This window comes from Dysgonomonas sp. 216 (genome assembly GCF_010501065.1).
Lineage (GTDB): Bacteria > Bacteroidota > Bacteroidia > Bacteroidales > Dysgonomonadaceae > QVMM01.
Window position 1 is genome coordinate 215761 of sequence record NZ_QVMM01000001.1, and the last position, 22232, is coordinate 237992.

Sequence of the window (22232 nt, forward strand, 5' to 3'; positions counted from 1 at the left end):
GTTCTTTAAATCAAATCCTATTGTCTGTAAATGTCTCTTTCGTTTTACATATAAAAAAGCACAAATCAAGACATTGAAAGCTAAGCATATTTTTGTAAACTTTTCCTTTTTTGCATTGCTTTCAGTATGTTTCGCCGAACTGTACGTATAGCCGGACAGAGTCGTCCATCCATCATTTCGAGAATAGTCTTTAGCTCTTGTACCAATTCGGGAATGGGAAGACAAAGTTCATAAGCTATTTTCATGCAAAGCGATTGCACGCCCGGTAGCTCCTGCGCCGACAACATCCGTTCCATGCAAAAGTCCAGAAAATCGACACGAAGCGGATCACCTAACGGTTGTTTATAAAGCAGATTCAGCATAACCCTTCGTTTCCCTCCATGCTTACATATCATAACTTCGTTAATCAGATCGTCTTGTTTACAGTATAACCATTTGTTTTCTTGTCGAGAAAAATGAGAGAAAACCCAAGCTGCCTGATACCCAACAGTCTCATCTTCATCCTGCAGCAAACGATAAAGCTCTTCTTTTTGTTCATCGCTTTGCTGTGTCAGACGAAGCAACTCTTCTATATCAGCCATCCCTATACGCCCCGATAATTTAGCCTTAAAATCCACTATTTAATTAACTCTGTTCGTTTGTATAAATCGTTTTGATATGTTCCATAATAGCTACTTTCCGACACACTATGTAAAATACAGCTTACAATCAATCGTTTATAGTGTTATTGGTGTATATGGGTGTACTATATTCTTTGGAATCAGGAGAGATAACCCTATCATTGATATACGTGGTTATTTCGCCTGTAATTTCGCTAAAATAATAGATAAATTTAATTATATCTTACCTTTCTGATGATAATTAATTTCGTAAAGGACACGAATAAAAATAGAATATTCCTGTATCCCTTTTGTTATTTTATCTTCTAATCCTATTCTTTGTTTATCATATAGAGCGAATTCTGAATGCAAATTTTGATTAATATCTTCAATCATTTTTAAACTTTTATCGGTGCTTTTTGCATTTTCAAGAATTAAACTACGTTTACTTGCCAAGTGTTCAAGTTGATGAATTGTTTTAATCAATACGACAGAAATATCACTAATTTGATTAATGAACTTGTTTAAAGATTCAACAATTCTTTTATCTTCGTTAAAAGCCAAACATTCATAAAATATTGTTTCTGCTTTTAATCTTTCTTCATAAATGCAATTATATAAATTTCTAATGTAGAGTATATCATCTACTCTATCGAATGCATACACCATTTTTACTATTAAGTTTTTGTGTGCAATTCCAGAAGGGATAAACGACATTAATTTATTTTTTCGTTCTTGCAAATAGTCGTTTTCTCTTAATTTTTCAAAGCTTATTTCATTTTTTATTTGTTCAATATCTCTTGTTATTTGCTTTACATCCTCTTTTGTTGCTAAATTTTTTCCTTTTTCTTTAAAATAAGATACTGCAAAGGCAGATATTAGACCTCCTATAAAAGCAGATATAGGTATAAGAATAATTTCAAAAAAACTCATAATAACATTATATTATAAAAATTATAGACCTGAATTATTTTTTATCATGAGAAAAATACACTTAATAACTCAACCCCAACTGCCACAACGGAATAACATTTAAATATCCGCTCTCGATATCGTCTTTTACAATATATCCATTCTCAACCTCCTTAATTTGCTTCTGTCCCTTGTTCTCACCTCCAACCTCAAAGGTTTTATCATCTATCAAGAAGTCAGCAATAGGCGATGCGAATACATCATGTTTTACTCGCATTTGATTGATAAAGAATGTTTCCCTAATATTTCCAATATTGGATGTATCATCGGCAAGATTGTAAATAAGATTGGTATTGTCCAAATATATTTTATCGACTTTACCTAAGCCTCGAACACCACCTGTATTATTTCTTAGTTGGGCTATCATGCCCGCTTCCTCAATATACAAACAATAGTCTGCGATATTGTTCCGACTTGCAGATAGCATTTCTGCTATCTTACTCATATTAGGTTTAAATGGTGCACTTTTAGATATAATTGCAAGTAATTGTTTTAACTTCCGTCCTGTTGCCACATTCATATCAGCATACATCGGAATATCATTCTCTAAAGTTTGATTGATAATTTGCCCCAAACGTAAACCGAAATCTTCTTCCAAGGCAAATGGATAATACCCTGTTTTTAAATAGTCAGAGAAAAGAGGTAGTGGGTGTTGTACAGGCAATTCAACTTTGTGCTGCAATATTTCCTCTAGCGAGTAGGTTCTTGCAGAAATGCCATGAAACAGTTGCAAATACTCTCGGAAAGATAAGCCTTGCATGTTGTATATAACAGCCCTACGGCTTAAATCAGAAGCTCCCTTTTTTATATCCAGAACCGAAGAACCTGTAAATACCACATTCAAATCTTTGTGATAGTCATAAATCAACTTTAATTCCTTTGACCAATCTTTGTATTTATGAATTTCGTCTATAAAAAGGTACTTACCCCCATGCTTAACAAAAGTATCTGCCAAATCGACAAATCTGTTATCAACAAAATAAAAGTCTTCTGCCGTTACATAAAGCGTTTCGGTTGGGTTAAGATTTTGCTTGATATATTGAAGCACTAATGTAGTTTTACCAACACCACGAGGTCCGATAAGGCCTATCATCCTGCTTTTCCAATTTATTTCATCGTACATATATCGAAGAAACTTCGTATCAGTTTCTTTTATCAGTCTATTGGAATATTCAAATAACTTATCCATACTTCTTCCTTTTTTGCAAAGATAGTCATTTTTTGCACTTCAATAGTGCATTTTATTTTATTTTTCGCACTTTCAAGGGGCATTTATCATTCCAAGTACTAAAATTATTCGTATCTTTTATAAATGCTGAACGACCAAACAGAAAACAGACAATTTTCATGGTTAAAACATTTAACTTATGCACACCTCAGCGATTCTTCCTTTATTACTCAGTCTTTAATAATTACTGAATACTAGCAATTATTTGCCAATACAGAATTTACTGAAAATATTGCCTAAAATTTCATCGGTTGAAATTTGCCCCGTAATCTCGCCCAAATAGTGCATACAGTCGCGGATATCCTGAGAAAGAAAATCGCCCGATATACCATTATCAAGCCCTTCTATCACCCGTCTAATAGCAGAAAGGGCATTTTGCAAAGCCTCGTAATGTCGCACATTGGTAACAACAACATCGTTTTCGCTAAATTCAGGAATATTGGCGGCTTCAACTAAAACATCTTCAAATCCGGAGGTATTTTCCTCATACTTCGCTGAAATAAACACACGCTTCGACACTTCTGTCTGCAAAAGCTTTTCTTTCGACAAAAGCCGTTCCGGCGAAACCGAATCGACCTTATTAAAAACAAGAATCACGGTTTTACCTTCGGCCTTCGGCAATATTTTCTTCGACAAATCGAGTATATGATCGTCCGACGATTGTATATCCACAACCCAAAGAACGATACTAGCCTGATCGAGTTTTTTAAAAGTACGCCCTATCCCCAAATTTTCGATTTCGTCGTACGTATCTCGAATACCAGCAGTATCTATCAAACGGAACGATACGCCCTTTATGTTTATAGTATCTTCCACCACATCGCGGGTTGTTCCATGAATATCAGAGACAATAGCTTTATCCTCGTGCAAAAGCAAGTTCAGCAATGTCGATTTTCCGGCGTTGGTTTCGCCTATTATAGCAACAGGAATTCCTGTTTTAATAGCATTTCCTAACGAAAACGAATCCGACAACTTCTTTATGTGCGATTCGATAAGTTTTGCCGCCTGCTTCAAACTATCCCTGTTAGCAAACTCCACATCTTCTTCCGAAAAATCCAGTTCTAACTCAATCAGAGAAGTAAAATTCAGCAAATCGGTACGCAGTTCTACCAATTTACCACTGAACCCACCTCGCATTTGATTCATCGCCAAACGATGCGTAGCCGCAGAAGTAGAAGCTATAAGATCGGCAACCGACTCGGCTTGCGATAAATCCATCTTCCCATTCAGAAAAGCCCGCTGAGTAAATTCGCCGGCAGAAGCCAATCGAGCACCTTTTGTTATTAGCAACTGTAAGATATTCTGTTGTATATATATCGATCCATGGCACGATATCTCAACCACATCTTCTCCCGTAAAAGAATACGGAGCCCGAAATATACTAACTAAAACCTCATCCAGAACAGCATCCTCTTTTTTAATATACCCAAAGTGGATAGTATTGGCCTTTTGATCCTTTAACAGTTTGCCTGTTGTATGATTAAACACAGTATCGACAAGTTCAATAGCCCCTTTTCCCGACACCCGAACAACCGCTATTCCCCCTACGCCCGCAGCCGTAGATATGGCTACAATAATATCTGAATAATTCATCTTTTATCCATTTAAGGCACTAAACCTATTGTTTTTAAAACACGTTAACTATAAAACAGATGTCTTAAATACAGAAAATCCGACATGAAGGAATTCAGAATTTCTGTCAGTAAGAAAATCAAAGTTAATAATATTTCTCCATTAGATAAGCTTTTATTTTTCGTCCCAATCTAAAACAGACAACAAACTTATCCGTTTATTATCAGAGCAATTGTAGAATATTGATATACACCAGCGAACAATTTATAATATTTTTTGTTATATATTAACAAAAGCTAAAAAAAAGGGAATAAAACCAAAACAAATAATTACTTTTGTCGTTATTAATTGGAGAGGAACAATTTTTCATACCAAAATCATGCTCAATTTAAAAAACATAGGGGTTATCTTGCTTGCTTCAATCTTCTTACTATTTAGCTGTAAGGAAGAGGATAAAAGTACATTTAAAATAGAAGGAAAGTTATCGAACCTCAATGCTCCATACTTTTTTCTGGTGATGGAATCGCCTGACTCTTTAATAGTTGACACAATCCGCATAGACGAACACGGCGTTTTTTCGCATGAAGGAAAAGTTGACACACTAACTATTGCCTCGTTATACTTCGACAAAAAAGCATGGTCCACCTCTGTATTTTTGGATAAAGGATGGGATGTTAATATCGATGGCAACATCAATTATTCCGATCTGATAACCGTAAACGGAGGAAATGTAAATGACGACCTGACAGCTTTCAAAAAAGAAAACGAACAGCTGCTCAAAATCCGTACCGAATTACTTCTGAAAATAAAGGATGCCGCTAATGTAGATATGTTCCAAAATTATAACGCCGAATTAAAAAATATAGAGTTCGATTTAATAAACAAAGCAAAATCTTACGTCGAAAAAAATCCGGATAAAGTAGCCAGTGTTATTCTTATTCAAGACTTTCTGAAAAGCAACATTTCGCTTAGCGATCTTGACAAATTATTAGGATCGTTAGAAGGGGCTGCCGTAGATTTTCCGCTGACACAAGACCTGAAAAAACAAAACACAAGAACCAGATTATCGCAAGTTGGAGCAATAGCACCCGATTTCACTTTGAAGAACGGAGAAAAAGAATTCGACCTTCGCAAATACAAAGGAAAATACATATACCTGACTTTTGTGGCACAAGACGGCGAAGTATATAAAGAGCGTATACCATACATGATAGACGCTTACAAAAAGCTAAAAAACAAAGACACCGAATTTATATCTATTGTTATAGATTATAAGGATGAGAACACCCCCGATTCTATTAAATGGCCTGTTTTTTACGACAACAAAGGGTGGGCTTCTCAGGCCGTTAATCTATACAATATCTCCGAATTACCTTATGGTATTTTAATTTCACCGAAAGGATGGATTCTCGAAAGAGGAATATTAGCTCCAGAATTATCAGAAAAGATACAGGACTTACAAAAAGACAAAAAGTAAGCAATAAAATTTATTTTCCCGCTTTTTCTTTATACTTTAGTGTCCGATTCTCAAAAAAAAACCGAAATAATAAGATGCTTGTAAAGGTTTTCGGAGCAGCAGTTCAAGGAATTAATGCAACTCTAATAACTATTGAAGTAAATTGCTCGAAAGGTATAAAATTTATGCTTGTCGGGTTGCCCGACGCATCGGTTAAAGAAAGCCACGAGAGAATTATTTCAGCACTTCAGATAAACGGATATAAGTTTCCCCGCCAACAAATTGTTATAAACATGTCGCCTGCCGACATAAAAAAAGAAGGATCGGCATACGACCTACCTTTAGCCATAGGCATTATGGCTGCATCGGGCGGCATTACAACAGAAAAAATAGAGCAATACATTATAATGGGAGAATTATCGCTCGACGGAAGCATTTTGCCAATAAAGGGAGCGCTACCAATAGCCATAAAAGCAAGGGAAGACGGATTTAAAGGAATAATACTGCCTCATAAAAACGCAAAAGAAGCAGCAGTTGTTAACAATTTGGATGTATACGGAGTAAATAACATTTGCGAAGTAATTGATTTTTTTAACAACCAAAAAGAGCTGGAAACAACAAATATTGACACCCGTAACGAATTTTACAGACAACATCAAATATTCGATTTTGACTTTACCGATGTAAAAGGACAAGAAAATGTAAAACGAGCATTGGAAGTTGCCGCTGCCGGCGGACACAATATAATAATGATAGGTCCTCCGGGGGCAGGAAAATCCATGATGGCAAAACGTATGCCTTCTATACTTCCACCATTTACATTACACGAAGCCCTCGAAACGACCAAAATACACAGCGTAGCCGGAAAAACAGGAACCGATACATCTTTGATGACACAACGCCCTTTCCGATGTCCGCACCATACCATTTCGGATGCAGCAATGGTTGGCGGAGGCACTTATCCTCAACCGGGAGAAATAAGTCTTGCTCACAACGGGGTACTCTTTCTTGACGAACTACCGGAGTTTAACCGAAGTGTATTAGAGGTTATGAGGCAACCACTTGAAGACAGAAAAATAAGTATATCGCGGTCGAAATTCACAGTAGAATATCCTGCCAGTTTTATGTTGGTAGCCTCTATGAATCCCTGTCCGTGTGGCTATTACAATCACCCAGAAAAGACCTGTACCTGCAGCGAAGGCATAGTACAGCGCTATTTGAATAAAATATCGGGCCCACTACTCGATCGTATCGATATACATATCGAAATTATCCCTGTACCTTTCGAAAAAATATCAGACAAAAACATGTCTGAAAAAAGCGAAGCAATAAGGGAAAGAGTTATAAAAGCGCGCGAAATACAAGCCGAACGTTTTAAAGACGAAGAAGGAGTTTACTGTAATGCCCAAATGAGCTCCAGATTATTAAACAAATACGCGCTTCCTGACGAGGCAGGACTTCAATTACTGAAAACGGCCATGAACAGGTTTAATCTGTCGGCCAGAGCTTATGACAGAATATTGAAAGTAGCCCGAACCATAGCTGATATTGACAACTCGGAAAAAGTAGAATCAAGACACTTAGCCGAAGCAATAAATTACAGAAATCTCGACAGAGAAACATGGGCTAGCAAATAAAAAAACACGATTAATAATAAATACATCTTATGAAATTTACAGAATTAAGCAACTCAATATTCGATCAAGTGATAAAAGATTATCACATCGCCAACAATGTAGATACTCCTATCAACAATCCATATACAATTCCGGCTATCGAATATTATCTCTATTTAAAAAACTGGATCGACACAGTTCAGTGGCATCTCGAAGATATCATTCGGGACCCGGATATTGATCCCGTAAATGCATTGCAAATAAAACGCCGTATCGACAAATCGAACCAAGACCGCACCGATCTTGTGGAAATGATAGACAGTTACTTTCTTGATAAATATAAGGAAGTAAAAGTTCGGGAAAATGCTAATATAAACACCGAAAGTCCGGCTTGGGCTATCGACCGTTTATCAATTCTTGCACTTAAAATATACCACATGAACCAAGAAGTTATCCGTACAGACATTGACGATAACCAGAAAAAAGACAGACAAAAGAAACTTGACATTTTATTAGAACAACGTACCGATTTATCAACAGCCATCGAAGAGTTGCTTTCCGATATAGAAAGTGGCAATAAATACATGAAAGTGTATAAACAAATGAAAATGTATAACGATCCTACTCTCAACCCGATATTATACGACAAATCGAAAAAATAAACACTCAGTATAAGCACAAATAAAAACTACAGTTAAATGTCAAGAGTATTAGTAACCCGAATTTCGTCGTTTGGAGATGTTGCTCTTTTGGTTCCGGTAATATACTCGGTTGCCGCAATGTATCCCCACGACAGATTTGTTGTTTTAACCAGAAAGTCTTTCGCTCCTTTATTCGAAAATCTAGGCTTTAACATCAGCACAAAAAGCTTCGATATGTCAAAACACAGGAGCTTTTTCGGGCTTTTACGTTTAATCCGATCGGTTTCGATCGACCATTTTTCATATGTTGCCGATATGCACGATGTTTTAAGAACAAGTGTGCTTCGCAAGGCAATGTGGCTTCAGGGGAAAAAAGTTGCACACATAGATAAGGGGAAACATGACAAAAACAACCTGATAAAAAACAAAACGCTTACCCATCCGCTAAAATCAACAATAGAACGTTATAGCGAGGTTTTCGAGCGATTAGGGTTTCCCTTCGAGATGTCTTTCACTCATTTTTTCGAATTCAGAGAAAGGTCGTTATATCCTTTACGCTCGCTTGTTTCGGAAAAACAGGGAAAATGGATTGGGATAGCACCGTTTTCGAAACACAATGAAAAAATTTATCCTTTAAAAAAGATGGAGAATATAATAAAACTCCTGTCTTCGAATCCCGAAAATAACTTATTCCTGTTTGGCGCCGGCAAAGCAGAACGTGCCATATTAGACAAATGGGTCGAAAAATATCCCAGAGCTATTAATGTATCGGGAAAACTGCCACTCGATCTTGAACTTTTATTAATATCATACCTTGATGTTATGCTCTCTATGGATTCGGCCAATATGCATCTCGCATCATTGGTAGAAGTTCCGGTTGTTTCTGTTTGGGGTGCGACACACCCGTATTTAGGATTTTATGGATATAATCAGGATTTTGACAATGCTATTCAGGCCGATTTATCATGCCGTCCATGTTCAGTATTCGGAGACGTACCCTGTTTCCGAAAAGATTACGCTTGCATGAATATGATAGACGAATCGACAATTATAAAAAAAGTAGAGCAAATATTAAACAAACAATGAAAATAGCGATACTTTCACCTTTTTATCCTTTCCGTGGCGGATTGGCACAACTGAATGCCCGTTTGTATACCGAATTAAGCAAGAATAACGAGGTGAAAGCATTTACATTTACAACATTATACCCAGATTTGCTGTTTCCGGGTAAAACTCAATTTGTAACGGAAGACGACACTGCTACAGTTATCGACAGTATCAGAATTCTGAGTAGTATCAATCCGTTCACGTATATAAAAACAGCTAAAGCCATAAATAAATATTCGCCCGATATACTTATCATTCCTTATTGGATGTCGTTTTTTGCTCCGGCTTATGGAACCGTTTGTCGTTTTATCAATAAAAAAACAAAAGTTATATCGCTTGTTCACAACGCCATATCGCACGAACGTGTTTTTATGGAAAAACAACTTGCAAAATATTTTCTTAAACGCTGCGATGCCTTTTTAGTGATGAGCGAACCTGTAAAAAAAGATTTACAGACACTATGCAGCCACACACCTATACTGCAGCTGCCACACCCTATTTACGATCATTATAAAGAAACATTCGACAGGGAAGAAGCTTGTAAACAACTCGACATAAAACCTGACAAAAAGAACCTGTTGTTTTTTGGCTTCATACGAGACTATAAAGGATTAGATTTACTTATCGAGGCAACAAACCATCTGACCGACGAATACCAACTGATTATTGCAGGAGAGAGTTATGGCAGTTTCGACAAATACGCACAACTTATCGAAAAATCGAAACTGAAAGATAATATTATCGTTTTCGAACAATATATAAATGACGACATGGTCACAACCCTGTTTTCGGCTGCAGATGTACTGGTTTTACCTTATCGGTCGGCAACACAAAGCGGAGTTGTAGCCTTAGCTTATCAGCTCGAAACACCTATGGTAGCAACAAACGTTGGAGCTTTGGGCGAGACTGTACGCGAAGCAAATACAGGTATTGTTGTAGAAAACCCCAATCCGGAAGAAATAGCAAACGGTATAATTGAATTTTTCGAGAGTAACAAACAAGCCGAATTTATAGATAATATCTTATCCGAAAAAGAACGCTTATCGTGGAAAACGTTTACCTCGAAAGTCGAAGCGTTTATTTCAGAACCGAAAAAGTAAACTTCTCTATAAAAACATATTACACCAATCAATAAACTGGTTAGCCGACCGTTCTCCAAATTTATTCATTCCTTTTATTATTTTATCTACATCCTTTTCTGTATCCAGATGGGTTTTGGAGAAAAAACAATCGGCAAAACAGATAACTTGCTCCTCGATACTTACAGGAAACATATTGCGGTGAGGAATTGGCAATTGTTGCTCTATAATTTCCTCTTTTGTTAAGCCTGCACCGGTATGGCGTTCACACACGAGGCCGTGACGATGAAAGCCTTCTTTATCGAGCAATTCCCGTCCTAAATAACCATGAGCGATATAAGGAAAATCTCCGAAGCAGAAAATAGCAGGAGCATTTGTCATAAAAATACCTATGTCGTGCAACATCGCCGCTTCGCTTACAAATTGTTCATCAATATTTAATTCAGGATGATTACGGGCAATATTCAAAGCCTTATTGGTAACCAATGTACTGTGCGTTATAAGAATATTATAAAGCTGAGTATCTTGGGCATAATATTTATGTATAATCTCTATCGCATTCATTTTCTTCGTAAATTTACAAGTGAATTATTACTTTATACAAAGTAAACAAATAAGTTAGAAATGAAAAAAAGCAGTATACTCATCCTCTTTTTTCTCTGTTTAAGCAGTGTTAGCTACGCATCGCTCAGGCTGGGTGCCGACAGATTAGAGGTGTTACTACCCCTTATAAAAGAAAAAAAAGTTGCTCTTGTAGTTAATCAAACAAGCTGCTTATCGAACGGCACACACTTGCTCGACACATTACTGGCTGAAAATATACAAGTAAAAAAAATATTTGCACCCGAACATGGAATACGGGGAAATGCCGATGCCGGAGAAACAGTTATTGACGGAAAAGATCCGAAAACAGGAATAAATATAACATCGCTTTATGGTAAAAATAAAAAACCTACCCGAGCAATGCTCAATAATATCGACATTGTCATCTTCGACATTCAGGACGTAGGAGCGCGTTTTTACACATATATCAGCACAATGCACTATGTAATGGAAGCTTGTGCCGAACAACAAAAAACCTGCATAATTCTCGACCGCCCCAATCCTCATGACTTTATAGACGGCCCCATACTTGAGAGTTCCCTCAAATCTTTCGTCGGCATGCATCCTATACCCGTTCTGCACGGACTAACGATAGGCGAGCTGGCTAAAATGATAAACGGAGAAGGCTGGTTGAATCAAAAAATTAAGTGTAAATTAAAAATTATAACTCTTGAAGGGTGGAAACACGGACAAGCATACAGTTTGCCAATAAAACCATCTCCTAATTTACCAAACGATCAGTCGATAAAATTGTATGCTTCGCTTTGCTTTTTCGAGGCAACCAACGTAAGCGTTGGGCGGGGCACTTACTTTCCGTTTCAGGCAATAGGATACCCCGACCCTAAATTCGGCGATTTTACCTTTACACCTAAATCTTTACCCGGATTTGATAAAAACCCTCTTCAAAAAGATAAGTTATGCTATGGAGTCGACCTCAGGCAATTTAAATTTAACGATGGATTATCGCTAAAATTCCTGATAAGCTTCTACAAAAAATCAGGTTCAGCCCCATCCTTCTTTAAATCACCCAGATTTATGGACAATCTGGCGGGAACAAGCAAACTCCGTTTACAAATTCAAAAAGGGGCAACCGAAGAAGAAATTCGTAAAAGCTGGGAAAATGATTTAACAAAATATAAAACAATAAGGAAAAAGTATTTGTTATATACAGAGAATGACAAATTTTAAAGTCGCTATTTGTATATTTGTATAATAAACCAAGGAATACGTATATGTCAGATAACCTTTGTCCCTTGTGTGGAAAGCAAGTTAATGAAAATGAAATAATCTGTTCGGAGTGTAACGAAATAGCACGAAGGAGGGATTCTATCAATTTTTTATTAGATGAAGACACTTTTAATACTGACATGACGGAAGACACTCCTCCTATAATAGAAAAGAATACCCCCGATCGGTCAAAAAACAATACTATCCCCGACAAAAAAAACATCCTACCGGAAGATAGTGAAAACGAAAAAGAAATACCCCCTACACCTCCGGCTAAAAACATCGGAAAAAAGATACGCATTATAGCTCTTTGGTCAGTAGGTTTACTTTTATGCCTTGGCATGGGTATAGGTATATATTTAGTAAATAAGGAAAAAAAAGACAGAGATAATGCCGAGCTCAGTTTTTGGTATATGTGTATCGAACGCAATACGCCCGAAACATACTCCAACTATTTACGATTATACCCTAACGGAAAGTTTCAGAACGAAGCTCAGGATAAAATAGGAAGACTCCGCGATCTGGAAACTAAAGCGTGGTTAGGCATTAAAAATTCGTCCGACATAAACGATTTCTACGATTTTCTTCAGGTATATCCTCTTACCCCGTTTAAAACTGAAGCGAAAAAAATAATGGACTCGTTAAGCTGGAACGAAGCCCAAGTTGATAACACCGCAGAAGGATATCTTGTATATATACAAAATGCCGAGCTTGGCAACATAGCCGGTTTTTATAAAGATATAGCGCAAAACCGACACGATTATTTATTCAATATAAAGCCGGTTGAAGGCGACGAGCGTAATGATATAATGCAGCATGTAGGCTCTTTGTTTCGTTCGCTATCGGGTAATCAGTTTCGTAAACTGACCGATATATTGAATATTCCCAAAGTAGACAATTTTTACGGGGCTAAAAACAGATCGGGAGCCATTATTGTGAAGTCGATAGAAGCCGACATGCAACGCAACAAGATAAAAAGCATGGAATACTATCCTCAATACAAGACGCTTACCGTAGAAAAAGACGGCGATGGCATTTATCTTCTAAGTTTAACCGTCGACAAAAAAATATATTATAAGACCCACAAGAAAAACGATAACATTACCGAAAAGTTATATATAGAGCTAACCCCCGACAAAAAAGTAAAATACCTGCATACAAGCAAAGATGGTATTTGATTTTATACTACAAAAACACGAACCTTTTGTGTTAACCTTAAAAAAAGGTCTATATTAAAAAATTGCTTTTCAGTCTTTAAATACTGTCAATAATTGTTTTTTTAAGAGCAAAAACGTCCTTTTCTATTTTAGATATCAACAAATTCACGTATATTTGCCAATAATGCTAATCGCATATAGCAAAATATGAATAAAATAGAACATGAAGGAGTCATTTGCAGCCTATCTGAAAAAAGTGCACTTGTCAAGATAAAACAAGTAGAAGCATGTGCCGAGTGCCATGCAAAAACAATGTGTTCTGTTTCGTCCATACAAGAAAAAACAATAGAGATTTCCTATATTTCGGGAGAATACCAGATCGGAGAAAGAGTGTTGATTACAGGAGCTACTTCCATAGGGTTAAAAGCAGTTCTGTATGCTTTTGTTATACCCCTTATAATAATTATAGCCACTCTGTCATTTACAACAATACTCCATCTATCCGAATCCTTGGCAGTTATTCTAGCAATCGCAGCCCTTATTATATATTACCTGATACTGTATCTTCTTCGGGAGAAAATGAAAAATAAATTTGTATTTACACTGACTAAAAAAATCTGAAATGAGCATAATATTAGTGTCGGTTATATCATTAGGCGTAATAGGTGCTGTTGGTACTATAATATTATTCTTAGTCTCAAAAAAGTTTAAAGTAAACGAAGACCCTCGCATAGCATTGGTACAGGATGCATTACCCGCCGCAAATTGTGGTGGATGTGGTTTTCCCGGATGTGGAGGTTTTGCAACCGCTTGTGTAAATGCATCATCTCTCAGCAATTTAAATTGCCCTGTAGGCGGTAATAGTACAATGGAAAAAGTAGCCGGAATACTAGGCATGACCGTCGAAAAAACCGAGCCCAAAATAGCAGTTATCCGCTGCAACGGTTCGTGCGATAATCGTCAACAAACTTCGCTTTACGATGGAGCATCTTCGTGTTCCATTGCCGCCGCATTATACGGAGGCGATACCGACTGCAGCTACGGCTGTCTCGGATTAGGCGACTGCAAAGCTGTGTGCCAGTTTGGAGCTATTAAAATGAATCCTTCGACCCGCTTACCGGAAATAGATGAAGAAAAATGTACAGCTTGTGGCGCCTGTGCAAAAGCATGTCCTAAAATGCTTATCGAATTACGAAAAAAAGGAACTAATTCGCGCCGCATATATGTTAGCTGTATGAATAAGGACAAAGGAGGAGTAGCGCGCAAAGCATGCACAGTTGCATGTATAGGATGCAATAAATGCGAAAAAGCATGTACCTTCGATGCCATAAGCATACAAAACAATCTGGCATATATCGATGACGAAAAATGCCGCTTATGCCGGAAATGTGTAAAAGAATGTCCAACTTCGGCTATTACCGAGCTTAACTTCCCTGTAAGAAGAGAGTCGAAAGAACTGGCAACAACAACAACCATTGGATAATTCCTAAAAGCAACGAAAAAACAATGATCACTAAAATAAGGACATTTCGAAAAGGGGGAATACATCCGTCCGAAAATAAAATATCAGCAAACAAACCCATTGATACAAGCAATATACCTTCGCTGGTTGTTATACCTCTATCTCAACACATCGGTAAACCGGCTATACCTGTTGTTAACAAAGGCGACATTGTGAAAACAGGCACATTATTGGCTAAAGCCGACGGTCTTATTTCTGCCAACATACACTCATCTGTTTCGGGAACTGTTTTGAAAATTGATGAAGTGATGACAATAAGCGGATTCAAACATCCTGCTGTTTACATTGAAGTTGATGGCGACATTTGGGAAGACGATATCGACACAACCGATACTTTAATAAAAGATTGCAATTTGTCGTCAGATGAAATAAAAGACAAAATACTCGAAAAAGGTATAGTGGGCATGGGTGGCGCAACCTTTCCGCTGCACGTTAAATTGAGTCCTCCACCCAACAGCGAGGCAAAGTATTTACTGATAAATGCTGTTGAGTGTGAACCATACCTAACCTGCGATCACGCTTTAATGCTCGAAAAAAGTGAGGAAATTCTTGTTGGAACTTCTATCCTAATGAAAGCTTTGAACGTAGAAAAAGCAATGATAGGTATCGAAGCCAATAAACCCGACGCCATAAAAAAACTGGGAAAACTATCCGACAACTATAAAAACATAGACATTGTGCCGCTAAAGGTTCGTTATCCGCAAGGCGGCGAAAAACAGCTGGTAGAAGCATGCATCGGACGACAGATACCAAGCGGGGCATTACCTATATCAGTAGGGGCTGTAGTGGTTAACGTTGCCACAGTTTTTGCGTCGTACGAAGCTATCCAAAAAAATAAGCCTCTGATAGAAAGGGTTATAACCGTAACAGGAAAACATGTAGAAAAACCATGTAATATCCGAACACGGCTAGGCGTACCTATTGGTCAGCTAATTGAGCAAGCAGGCGGATTGCCCGAAAACACAAAAAAGATAATAGCCGGCGGACCAATGATGGGCAAAGCTATTTCGAATATCGACATGCGAGCAACTAAAGGTTTATCAGGGCTACTCATCATTCCAACTTTGGAAGCCCAGCGGAACGAAATGAAAAACTGCATAAGGTGCGGAAAGTGTGTGAATATATGCTGTATGGGATTAACCCCGTATTTTCTAATGAATGTCAGCGAATTTTCGGACTGGGACAAGGCCGAATCGGCACACATTACCGACTGTGTTGAATGCGGATCGTGTAGTTTTGTCTGTCCTGCAAACCGACCGATACTTGATTATATTCGCCTTGGTAAAAATAATGTGATGAAAGCAAAGAAGGCACGCAATAACTGAAGTATATAAAAACAAATATATTATCTATATTACGAACGATAAACTTACTAGCGAGCAAACAAATAAAAACAATTATAACAAAAGCCGTTTTTTCTGTCAGAATTGTCAGGTTTTATAAAAAGTACATGCTAAAACCCATCAAAAACCGCATTTAATTCTACTTAGATAGAACTAACATCAATCATCGAGGAACTATATAAACACTAAAAAAACGTAATGTCAAATAAACTAATTGTATCCCCCTCTCCTCATATACACAGTGGAGATTCCATCGAGAAAAACATGTATGGAGTATTGATTGCTCTGATACCTGCTTTTCTGGTATCTCTTGTATTCTTTGGGTTGGGAGCTTTAATTGTAACCACAGTATCTGTTGTATCCTGTATCGTGTTCGAAGCTCTAATTCAAAAATATTTATTAAAAACAAAGGTGTCAATAAGCGACGGATCAGCCATAATCACAGGTATTTTACTGGCATTCAACCTACCGTCAAATCTTCCGGTTTGGATTGTTATTATCGGTGCTTTTGTCGCTATTGCCATAGGTAAAATGACTTTCGGAGGACTGGGTAATAACATATTTAACCCCGCATTGGTAGGCAGGGTATTTTTACTTATATCGTTTCCCGCACAAATGACTGTATGGCCTCAGCCGGGGTTTTTCCCTTTCGAATATACCGATGCTACCACTGGAGCAACTACTCTGTCGCTTATAAAGCATGGTTCGGACAAAGTATTCTCTTTCGCTTCTATGCTTATTGGCGAACAAGGTGGAAGCCTTGGCGAAGTTAGTGCTATAGCTTTGCTTATCGGGTTCGGGTACATGCTTTGGAAGAAAATTATCACATGGCATATTCCGGTATTTACAGTGGGCACAGTCATGGTTTTCACAGGAATACTGCACCTGGCAGATCCGCATGTTTATGCCGACCCCGTCATGCATCTTCTGTCGGGAGGGTTATTGTTAGGTGCCATATTTATGGCAACCGACTATGCTACCTCTCCGATGAGTAAAAACGGAATGATAGTATACGCCATAGGAATCGGGCTTATAACAGCGGTTATACGTATATTCGGAGTTTACCCCGAAGGTATATCATTTGCAATACTGATTATGAATGCTCTGACTCCGTTAATAAACACATATATTAAACCTAAAAGATTTGGGGAGGTAATAAAAAATGGCTAAACTTAAATCCACGCTACTAAATATGTTTCTGTCGTTAACTATTATATGTATAGTTGCCGCCGCTATTCTGGCATATGTAGATCAGGAAACAGCTCCACTGATAGCCAATGGCAAGAAACAAAAGCTCGAAAATGCAATAAGGGACGTTATTCCCGGATTCGACAATTCGCCTCTGGAAGATATGTACTCAATAGCGACATCGAAAGGAGACTCCCTTAAAGTTTATCCGGCAAAAAAAGGAACCGAATTGTTGGGCGTAGCAATCGAAAGCTTCACTATGAAAGGTTTCAGCGGAGAGATAAGAATATTAGTGGGGTTAAAACCCGAAGGCGAGATAATAGACTATGCAATACTTCAGCATGCCGAAACGCCGGGGCTTGGAGACAAAATGGATACTTGGTTTAAAACCGACAAAAAAAATCAGAATATAATAGGACGTAATTTATCGGGTAGCACACTAAAACTGAATAAAGATGGTGGAGATGTAGATGCAATTACAGCAGCAACCATTACCTCGCGTGCGTTCCTCGATGCTGTAAATCGGGCGTATGCGACCTATACCAATCAGGAGTGGGATTCGTCAAGCGGAGCAACAACCTCATCGGGCGAAGCTACCGACTCAACAAGCGGAGCAACAGACACCTCCGACTCTGTAACAGATTCAACCAGTGGAGCAACAGAAGCCTCAACCGAAAATACCGATGCAAACAGCGGAGCAACAAAATAGGAAACAACATTCTCTGGATATAATGAAAGAAAATATACAAATATTAGTAAGTGGGATAATTAAAAATAACCCCGTATTTGTCCTTTTGCTGGGAATGTGCCCTACTCTCGGAACTACTTCTACAGCAATTAACGGATTAGCAATGGGATTGGCCACAGCATTTGTTCTTACATGCGCAAATATGGCTATATCGCTATTGAAAAACCTTATACCCGACAAAGTGAGGATACCCGCATTTATTGTCGTTATTGCAACTTTTGTCACAGTTGTTAAAATGTGCATGGAAGCTTACTTACCTTCGCTATACGATAGTTTAGGGCTATTTATACCTCTTATTGTTGTTAACTGTATAGTTTTGGGACGTGCCGAAGCCTTTGCTGCAAAAAACAAAGTTATACCTTCGTTTTTTGATGGTTTGGGTATCGGGATAGGCTTTACATTGGCTTTAACGATATTGGGTAGTGTCCGCGAATTTTTGGGTACAGGCAAAATATTCGGATTCAGCATTTACCCCGAAGATTTCGGCTCGCTGATATTCGTTTTTGCTCCGGGTGCTTTTATTGTATTAGGTTACCTTATCGCTATTTTCAATAAATTCAGTACTAAATCTAAATAGTCTTTTCGAATAATGGAATATATATTAATATTTATAGGCGCTGTTTTTGTAAACAACATAATACTATCGCAATTTTTAGGCGTATGCCCATTTCTGGGTGTTTCGAAAAAAGTTGAAACTGCAATAGGAATGAGTGCCGCAGTAGCTTTTGTAATGACTATTGCCACACTTGTTACTTACCTTATACAAAAGTTCGTTCTCGATCCTAACGGTTTGGAGTTTATGCAAACAATAAGCTTTATTCTGATTGTTGCATCGCTGGTACAAATGGTGGAAATAATACTGAAAAAGGTTTCGCCTGCGCTATATCAGGCATTAGGGGTATTTCTTCCTCTTATAACTACAAACTGTGCAATTCTGGGTGTTGCGCTAATTGTTATACAAAAAGACTTCGATTTGCTTACATCAATCATCTATGCAATATCCAGCGCTGTTGGTTTTGCCTTGGCTCTCATTATATTTTCGGGCATAAGGGAACAATTGTCATTAACACATATACCTAAAAGTATGGAGGGAGTTCCTATTGCATTAATTACAGCAGGAATACTGGCTATGGCATTTATGGGATTTAGCGGAATAGTGTAAGGATTGTCAGGTTTTCAATAAATGCTGCATCTGAGCCCTCTAAACAAGGCAGTAATTCTACACAGATAGAATTAAAAAAAAGCCTATCCTCGTTTCTGAAGATAAGCTTTCTATATCTGTATGCAACAAAGTTACTCTTCGTTATATGTTGCCGTATCGCAAAGACAAGATATAAGGTTACGATCGCCATAAGCATTATCAATGCGGGCAACGTTTACCCAAAACTTGTTCTCCTTTACAAAATCGAGTGGAAAAGCCGCCTTCGAACGTGGATAGCTATGCTTCCATTCATCGGCACAAACCTCATATTCGGGGTGAGGCGCATTAACCAATACATTATCATCTTTGGCATAAGTACCATTTTCCACTTCTTTTATCTCTTCCCATATCTGATTCATCACAGCTATAAACCGATTCAGTTCGGCAAGGCTTTCACTCTCGGTAGGCTCAATCATCAATGTTCCATGAACAGGGAATGATAATGTTGGCGCATGATACCCGTAATCGACCAAACGTTTAGCTATATCGCTTTCGGTTATCCCCGACAATTCTTTCACCTTACGGCATTCAAGAATAAGTTCGTGTCCAACCCTACCCGATGTGCCTGTATAAACAACACCATAAGTATCTTTTACACACTCGGCTATATAATTAGCACTGAGTATAGCTATTTTAGTCGCACGGGTCAATCCTTCGGCTCCCATCATACGAATATAACCGTAAGTTATAGGCAGTATACCTGCACTACCATACGGAGCCGAAGCTACCGTATTCAAAGTGCTTCCATCTTGTTCGGGATGGTGTGGTAAAAACCGAACAAGATGTTCGGCTACACATATAGGCCCTTCACCCGGCCCACCACCTCCGTGAGGTATTGCAAATGTCTTATGTAAGTTCAGATGACATACATCGGCACCAATAACTCCCGGATTAGTTAAACCTACCTGAGCGTTCATATTAGCACCATCCATATACACCTGCCCTCCCCTTTCGTGAATAATCTTACACATGTCTTTCACGTCCTTTTCAAAAATTCCGTGAGTAGACGGATAGGTTATCATAAATGCAGCAAGGTTATCCTTGTTCTGGTCAGCCTTAGCTACAAAATCGTCCATGTCGACATTTCCCTTGGCATCGGTAGCTACTATCACAATCTTATAGCCGGCTTGCACAGCCGAAGCGGGATTTGTACCATGAGCCGAAGCGGGAATCAATACTATATCGCGATGCGATTGTCCGATACTCTCCTGATATGCCCGAATAGTCATCAAACCGGCATACTCTCCGGCTGCACCCGAATTTGGTTGAAAGCTTACACCTGCGAGCCCTGTTATTTCTCCCAGATAAGACGCAAGTTCCGAAATCAACTCGGCATAGCCCATAGTCTGCATTTCCGGTGCATAAGGATGGATATTTTGAAAACCTCCTAAGTATAAAGGTAATAACTCCGACGCAGCATTCAGTTTCATTGTACACGAACCGAGTGAGATCATTGAGTGAGCCAACGATATATCTTTCCTTTCGAGACGTTTTATATAACGCATCAGTTCGGTTTCTGTATGATACGAGTTGAACGCATCGTGTTGCAAATACTTACTTGTACGCAAAAAACTGCTCTTTATATTACATTTCGCAGGCAAATCGTCAATCATATACACCGTTGTTTGTCCTGCCGATACGGCAAAAACGGCCAACAATTCGTGTGCCTTATAGTCGTTTGTTGTTTCGTCTATACTTATACCTATTTCTCCCGTTTCGAAATAACGAAGATTTATCTCCCTCATTTCGCAATTGAACCTGATATCATCATGCGATACCTCTTTTCGCAAAGAGACTTTCAATGTGTCGAAGTATTGATCGTTCTCAACTTTATACCCCAATGCAGTAAGTTCGTTTGCAATAAGAGCGGCTGTTGAATGTATACGTTCAGCAATAGTCTTAAGACCTTCGGGTCCATGATATACTGCATAAAAACTACTCATTGTAGCCAACAAAGCCTGAGCAGTACAGATATTAGATGTTGCTTTCTCTCTTTTTATATGTTGCTCCCTTGTTTGCAAAGCCATACGGTATGCAGGCTTTCCATAAGCATCCTTAGACAAACCGATTATACGTCCGGGAACATTGCGTTTATATTCTTCTTTAGTCGCAAAAAATCCGGCTGAAGGGCCTCCATAAAACATTGGAACGCCAAAGCGTTGGCTACTACCAAAAGCCACATCTGCACCCCATTCTCCGGGAGGTACAAGCAGGGTCAGAGCCATCAAATCGGTAGCTACAGCTACTTTACAATCTAAAGACTTAGCTTTTTCTGTAAAATCGCTGTAATCTTCTATGCTTCCGTCCGAATTCGGGTATTGTATAACAGCTCCGAAAAACGAGTCGTCAAGAGTTACAGTCTTATAATCGCCCTGAACTATTTCAATGCCATGTGGTTTCGATCTCGTATTTATTACAGCTAATGTTTGAGGAAATATCTTATTATCAAGAAACAATTTATTCGCATTCTTGGTTACTTTATCACGACTGCGTAGTGCAAAAAACATCGAAACAGCCTCGGCTCCGGCAGTAGCTTCGTCCAATAACGAACAGTTTGAAAGTGGTAAGCCCGTCAGTTCACTTACTACCGTCTGAAAATTCATAAGAGCCTCTAATCGCCCTTGCGATATTTCGGCCTGATAAGGCGTATAGGAAGTATACCAAACGGGATTTTCGAAAACATTACGGTAAATGGCCGCAGGAACAACAGTATCGTACCATCCCATACCTATGTATGACGCATGTACCCTGTTTTTTGCAGCCAGCAGACTTATTTCTTCGGCATATTCGTATTCGCTTAAAGCCTTAGGTAAGTTCAGCCTTTCTTTCAACCTGATATTTTCAGGCAAAGTCTGACCTATTAAATCGTCAAGCGACTTTAACCCTACTTTTTCCAACATTATTTTCTCATCATCCTCATTGATACCAATGTGCCGCGTATAGAATTTTTCTGCTTCCATATTACAATGCTTT

At 38.3% G+C, this 22232-nt stretch carries 20 protein-coding genes; 14 read left to right on the forward strand and 6 right to left on the reverse strand.

The window, feature by feature from the left end; all coding sequences use genetic code 11:
• Positions 1 to 80 precede the first annotated feature (80 nt).
• The 4 genes from D0T53_RS01055 to mnmE all read right to left on the reverse strand — a co-directional run bounded on the left by D0T53_RS01055 (position 81) and on the right by mnmE (position 4392).
• The gene (locus D0T53_RS01055; RefSeq protein WP_163264178.1) at positions 81 to 617 is read right to left on the reverse strand and encodes a hypothetical protein; all 537 of its coding nucleotides are present in this window, start codon (positions 615 to 617) and stop codon (positions 81 to 83) included.
• A gap of 219 nt (positions 618 to 836) precedes the next feature.
• A complete protein-coding gene (locus D0T53_RS01060; protein ID WP_163264180.1) occupies positions 837 to 1532 on the reverse strand; it encodes a hypothetical protein in 696 nt (231 codons plus the stop codon).
• 61 nt (positions 1533 to 1593) lie between these two features.
• Entirely contained in the window at positions 1594 to 2760 is a 1167-nt protein-coding gene (locus tag D0T53_RS01065; RefSeq protein WP_163264182.1) for an ATP-binding protein, read from the reverse strand.
• Between the two features lie 240 nt (positions 2761 to 3000).
• Complete coding sequence (mnmE, locus tag D0T53_RS01070; protein WP_163264184.1) at positions 3001 to 4392, reverse strand: tRNA uridine-5-carboxymethylaminomethyl(34) synthesis GTPase MnmE; 1392 nt, start codon at positions 4390 to 4392, stop codon at positions 3001 to 3003.
• A gap of 358 nt (positions 4393 to 4750) precedes the next feature.
• Here mnmE and D0T53_RS01075 point away from each other — a divergent pair, with 358 nt between their 5' ends.
• The 5 genes from D0T53_RS01075 (at position 4751) to D0T53_RS01095 (ending at position 10291) form a co-directional block, all read left to right on the forward strand.
• A complete protein-coding gene (locus D0T53_RS01075; protein ID WP_163264186.1) occupies positions 4751 to 5848 on the forward strand; it encodes a DUF4369 domain-containing protein in 1098 nt (365 codons plus the stop codon).
• Positions 5849 to 5922: 74 nt separating this feature from the next.
• On the forward strand, positions 5923 to 7464 hold the full coding sequence (locus tag D0T53_RS01080) for a YifB family Mg chelatase-like AAA ATPase (RefSeq protein ID WP_163264188.1): 1542 nt from the start codon (positions 5923 to 5925) through the stop codon (positions 7462 to 7464).
• Between the two features lie 29 nt (positions 7465 to 7493).
• The gene (locus D0T53_RS01085; protein ID WP_163264190.1) at positions 7494 to 8105 is read left to right on the forward strand and encodes a DUF4254 domain-containing protein; all 612 of its coding nucleotides are present in this window, start codon (positions 7494 to 7496) and stop codon (positions 8103 to 8105) included.
• A 36-nt stretch (positions 8106 to 8141) separates the two neighbouring features.
• Positions 8142 to 9170, forward strand: coding sequence for a glycosyltransferase family 9 protein (locus tag D0T53_RS01090; RefSeq protein WP_163264192.1), 1029 nt, complete (start codon positions 8142 to 8144; stop codon positions 9168 to 9170).
• The gene (locus D0T53_RS01095) at positions 9167 to 10291 is read left to right on the forward strand and encodes a glycosyltransferase (protein WP_163264194.1); all 1125 of its coding nucleotides are present in this window, start codon (positions 9167 to 9169) and stop codon (positions 10289 to 10291) included. The genes D0T53_RS01090 and D0T53_RS01095 overlap by 4 nt, the downstream gene beginning before the upstream one ends.
• Positions 10292 to 10297: 6 nt before the next feature.
• On the opposite strand, the gene D0T53_RS01100 is transcribed toward D0T53_RS01095, so the two are convergent.
• A complete protein-coding gene (locus D0T53_RS01100) occupies positions 10298 to 10834 on the reverse strand; it encodes an HDIG domain-containing metalloprotein (protein ID WP_163264196.1) in 537 nt (178 codons plus the stop codon).
• A gap of 60 nt (positions 10835 to 10894) precedes the next feature.
• Between D0T53_RS01100 and D0T53_RS01105 the strand changes: the two genes are divergently transcribed.
• The 9 genes from D0T53_RS01105 to rsxA all read left to right on the forward strand — a co-directional run bounded on the left by D0T53_RS01105 (position 10895) and on the right by rsxA (position 19220).
• Positions 10895 to 12061 carry an exo-beta-N-acetylmuramidase NamZ domain-containing protein gene (locus D0T53_RS01105; RefSeq protein ID WP_163264198.1) on the forward strand — a complete coding sequence of 389 codons (1167 nt, stop codon included), beginning with the start codon at positions 10895 to 10897 and terminating at the stop codon, positions 12059 to 12061.
• 44 nt (positions 12062 to 12105) lie between these two features.
• The gene (locus D0T53_RS01110; RefSeq protein WP_163264200.1) at positions 12106 to 13278 is read left to right on the forward strand and encodes a hypothetical protein; all 1173 of its coding nucleotides are present in this window, start codon (positions 12106 to 12108) and stop codon (positions 13276 to 13278) included.
• A 186-nt stretch (positions 13279 to 13464) separates the two neighbouring features.
• Positions 13465 to 13878, forward strand: a complete 414-nt coding sequence (locus D0T53_RS01115; RefSeq protein ID WP_163264202.1) for a SoxR reducing system RseC family protein — start codon at positions 13465 to 13467, stop codon at positions 13876 to 13878.
• 1 nt (position 13879) lies between these two features.
• Positions 13880 to 14740 (forward strand): Fe-S cluster domain-containing protein, encoded by an 861-nt coding sequence (locus D0T53_RS01120; RefSeq protein ID WP_163264204.1) that lies wholly within the window; start codon positions 13880 to 13882, stop codon positions 14738 to 14740.
• A 23-nt stretch (positions 14741 to 14763) separates the two neighbouring features.
• A complete protein-coding gene (gene rsxC, locus D0T53_RS01125; RefSeq protein ID WP_163264206.1) occupies positions 14764 to 16104 on the forward strand; it encodes an electron transport complex subunit RsxC in 1341 nt (446 codons plus the stop codon).
• A gap of 216 nt (positions 16105 to 16320) precedes the next feature.
• The gene (locus D0T53_RS01130) at positions 16321 to 17292 is read left to right on the forward strand and encodes an RnfABCDGE type electron transport complex subunit D (RefSeq protein WP_163264208.1); all 972 of its coding nucleotides are present in this window, start codon (positions 16321 to 16323) and stop codon (positions 17290 to 17292) included.
• Entirely contained in the window at positions 17285 to 18019 is a 735-nt protein-coding gene (locus D0T53_RS01135) for an RnfABCDGE type electron transport complex subunit G (RefSeq protein WP_163264210.1), read from the forward strand. Before D0T53_RS01130 ends, D0T53_RS01135 begins: the two co-directional genes overlap by 8 nt.
• A 22-nt stretch (positions 18020 to 18041) precedes the next feature.
• Positions 18042 to 18635 carry an electron transport complex subunit RsxE gene (gene rsxE, locus D0T53_RS01140; RefSeq protein ID WP_163264212.1) on the forward strand — a complete coding sequence of 198 codons (594 nt, stop codon included), beginning with the start codon at positions 18042 to 18044 and terminating at the stop codon, positions 18633 to 18635.
• Between the two features lie 12 nt (positions 18636 to 18647).
• The gene (gene rsxA, locus D0T53_RS01145) at positions 18648 to 19220 is read left to right on the forward strand and encodes an electron transport complex subunit RsxA (protein WP_163264214.1); all 573 of its coding nucleotides are present in this window, start codon (positions 18648 to 18650) and stop codon (positions 19218 to 19220) included.
• A gap of 131 nt (positions 19221 to 19351) precedes the next feature.
• On the opposite strand, the gene gcvP is transcribed toward rsxA, so the two are convergent.
• Entirely contained in the window at positions 19352 to 22219 is a 2868-nt protein-coding gene (gcvP, locus tag D0T53_RS01150) for an aminomethyl-transferring glycine dehydrogenase (RefSeq protein WP_163264216.1), read from the reverse strand.
• Positions 22220 to 22232: the final 13 nt, after the last annotated feature.

Excerpts from the sequence above, each read along its gene's own strand:
- D0T53_RS01060 (WP_163264180.1), bottom strand. The coding sequence starts at position 1,532 with ATGAGTTTTTTTGAAATTATTCTTATACCTATATCTGCTTTTATAGGA.
- D0T53_RS01065 (WP_163264182.1), bottom strand. The coding sequence starts at position 2,760 with ATGGATAAGTTATTTGAATATTCCAATAGACTGATAAAAGAAACTGAT.
- mnmE (WP_163264184.1), bottom strand. The coding sequence starts at position 4,392 with ATGAATTATTCAGATATTATTGTAGCCATATCTACGGCTGCGGGCGTA.
- D0T53_RS01075 (WP_163264186.1), top strand. The coding sequence starts at position 4,751 with ATGCTCAATTTAAAAAACATAGGGGTTATCTTGCTTGCTTCAATCTTC.
- D0T53_RS01080 (WP_163264188.1), top strand. The coding sequence starts at position 5,923 with ATGCTTGTAAAGGTTTTCGGAGCAGCAGTTCAAGGAATTAATGCAACT.
- D0T53_RS01085 (WP_163264190.1), top strand. The coding sequence starts at position 7,494 with ATGAAATTTACAGAATTAAGCAACTCAATATTCGATCAAGTGATAAAA.
- D0T53_RS01090 (WP_163264192.1), top strand. The coding sequence starts at position 8,142 with ATGTCAAGAGTATTAGTAACCCGAATTTCGTCGTTTGGAGATGTTGCT.
- D0T53_RS01095 (WP_163264194.1), top strand. The coding sequence starts at position 9,167 with ATGAAAATAGCGATACTTTCACCTTTTTATCCTTTCCGTGGCGGATTG.
- D0T53_RS01100 (WP_163264196.1), bottom strand. The coding sequence starts at position 10,834 with ATGAATGCGATAGAGATTATACATAAATATTATGCCCAAGATACTCAG.
- D0T53_RS01105 (WP_163264198.1), top strand. The coding sequence starts at position 10,895 with ATGAAAAAAAGCAGTATACTCATCCTCTTTTTTCTCTGTTTAAGCAGT.
- D0T53_RS01110 (WP_163264200.1), top strand. The coding sequence starts at position 12,106 with ATGTCAGATAACCTTTGTCCCTTGTGTGGAAAGCAAGTTAATGAAAAT.
- D0T53_RS01115 (WP_163264202.1), top strand. The coding sequence starts at position 13,465 with ATGAATAAAATAGAACATGAAGGAGTCATTTGCAGCCTATCTGAAAAA.
- D0T53_RS01120 (WP_163264204.1), top strand. The coding sequence starts at position 13,880 with ATGAGCATAATATTAGTGTCGGTTATATCATTAGGCGTAATAGGTGCT.
- rsxC (WP_163264206.1), top strand. The coding sequence starts at position 14,764 with ATGATCACTAAAATAAGGACATTTCGAAAAGGGGGAATACATCCGTCC.
- D0T53_RS01130 (WP_163264208.1), top strand. The coding sequence starts at position 16,321 with ATGTCAAATAAACTAATTGTATCCCCCTCTCCTCATATACACAGTGGA.
- D0T53_RS01135 (WP_163264210.1), top strand. The coding sequence starts at position 17,285 with ATGGCTAAACTTAAATCCACGCTACTAAATATGTTTCTGTCGTTAACT.
- rsxE (WP_163264212.1), top strand. The coding sequence starts at position 18,042 with ATGAAAGAAAATATACAAATATTAGTAAGTGGGATAATTAAAAATAAC.
- rsxA (WP_163264214.1), top strand. The coding sequence starts at position 18,648 with ATGGAATATATATTAATATTTATAGGCGCTGTTTTTGTAAACAACATA.
- gcvP (WP_163264216.1), bottom strand. The coding sequence starts at position 22,219 with ATGGAAGCAGAAAAATTCTATACGCGGCACATTGGTATCAATGAGGAT.